The following is a 351-nucleotide window of genomic DNA, read 5'->3' as shown; positions in this document are numbered from 1 at the left end:
CATCGTAAGTGTAACGCCAACATTCCCCTTCAGGATTAAAACAGGCAATAAGTTGGTTAAGCGTATTCCATTGGTAATACCACGTTTTCGCCCGAAAACCGTGCTGATGAACCCCTTTTTGCGTTAATCGACCATTAATATCATAGTGATAATCTTGGTAGCCTTTAGCGGTGATACGGCGAGTGACACGGCCTTTTTGTTGCTGCTGCGCCAGTTGTAAAAACGCACCTTGCGCATCAGATGGAATAAACTGATGCTCTGTGATGTTCAGGTTGTTGTCGTACTGAAACTTTTCGCTTTGGCGTTCAAACTGGTTGCTGTATTGGGTTTCAACAATTTGGTCGTTGGCGT

1 pseudogene is annotated in these 351 nt (G+C 44.4%); it reads right to left on the bottom strand.

Annotated features, from left to right (window positions below):
- Nucleotides 1–351: pseudogene (locus INT04_RS19235) on the bottom strand (hypothetical protein); the annotation flags it as partial.

The organism is Proteus sp. FME41 (assembly GCF_014897315.1).
In the GTDB taxonomy this organism is placed as follows: Bacteria; Pseudomonadota; Gammaproteobacteria; order Enterobacterales; family Enterobacteriaceae; genus Proteus.
Note: the sequence above shows the minus strand (reverse complement) of the source record. Positions and strands in the feature narration are given on the sequence as shown.